This window comes from Clostridium liquoris (assembly GCF_002995785.1).
GTDB classification, from domain to species: Bacteria; Bacillota; Clostridia; order Clostridiales; family Clostridiaceae; genus Clostridium_AO; species Clostridium_AO liquoris.
Map to the genome: position 1 here is coordinate 1 of NZ_PVXO01000031.1, position 1,393 is coordinate 1,393.

Consider the following 1,393-nt stretch of genomic DNA (forward strand, 5'->3'; position numbering starts at 1 on the left):
TTCTTTCAAAATTGCACAAAGTAAATATTTAAGATCAAGCCCTCGACCTATTAGTACTAGTCAGCTGAATGTATTACTACACTTACACCTCTAGCCTATCAACCTTGTGTTCTTCAAGGGGTCTTACTAGCTTACGCTATGGGAAATCTAATCTTGAGGTGGGCTTCACGCTTAGATGCTTTCAGCGTTTATCCCTTCCCGACATAGCTACCCAGCTGTGCCACTGGCGTGACAACTGGTGCACCAGAGGTCAGTCCATCCCGGTCCTCTCGTACTAAGGACAGCTCCTCTCAAATTTCCTACGCCCGCGACGGATAGGGACCGAACTGTCTCACGACGTTCTGAACCCAGCTCGCGTGCCGCTTTAATGGGCGAACAGCCCAACCCTTGGGACCTACTTCAGCCCCAGGATGCGACGAGCCGACATCGAGGTGCCAAACCTCCCCGTCGATGTGGACTCTTGGGGGAGATCAGCCTGTTATCCCCGAGGTAGCTTTTATCCGTTGAGCGATGGCCCTCCCACGAGGAACCACCGGATCACTAAGCCCGACTTTCGTCCCTGCTCCACTTGTATGTGTCGCAGTCAGGCTCCCTTCTGCCTTTGCACTCTACGCGCGATTTCCAACCGCACTGAGGGAACCTTTGGGCGCCTCCGTTACTTTTTTGGAGGCGACCGCCCCAGTCAAACTGCCCACCTAACAATGTCCCGTGACCAGATTCATGGCCGCCGGTTAGAATCTCAGTACTGTCAGGGTGGTATCCCAAGGATGACTCCGCAGAGGCTAACGCCCCTGTTTCCAAGTCTCCCACCTATCCTGTACAGACAATACCGAAACTCAATGCTAAGCTACAGTAAAGCTCTACGGGGTCTTTCCGTCCAATCGCGGGTAGCAAGCATCTTCACTTGCACTACAATTTCGCCGGATTTGTTGTTGAGACAGTGCCCAAGTCATTACGCCATTCGTGCGGGTCGGAACTTACCCGACAAGGAATTTCGCTACCTTAGGACCGTTATAGTTACGGCCGCCGTTTACTGGGGCTTAAGTTCACCGCTTCACTTACGTTAACGGATCCCCTTAACCTTCCAGCACCGGGCAGGCGTCAGCCCCTATACATCAGCTTTCGCTTTAGCAGAGACCTGTGTTTTTGCTAAACAGTTGCTTGGGCCTATTCACTGCGACCATGTTTCCATGGCACCCCTTCTCCCGAAGTTACGGGGCTAATTTGCCGAGTTCCTTAACAACAATTCTTCCGATGGTCTTAGGATTCTCTCCTCACCTACCTGTGTCGGTTTGCGGTACGGGCACCAACTTCCTCCATAGAGGCTTTTCTCGACAGTGTGGAATCAGGTACTTCGCCAAAATTGGCTCCCCATAACACCTCAGATTCAACT

The 1,393-nt window shown here is 52.1% G+C and carries 1 rRNA gene; it reads right to left on the bottom strand.

The features are described from left to right. Positions 1 to 30: 30 nt before the first annotated feature. A 23S ribosomal RNA gene (locus CLLI_RS14700) occupies positions 31 to 1,393 on the bottom strand; the annotation flags it as partial.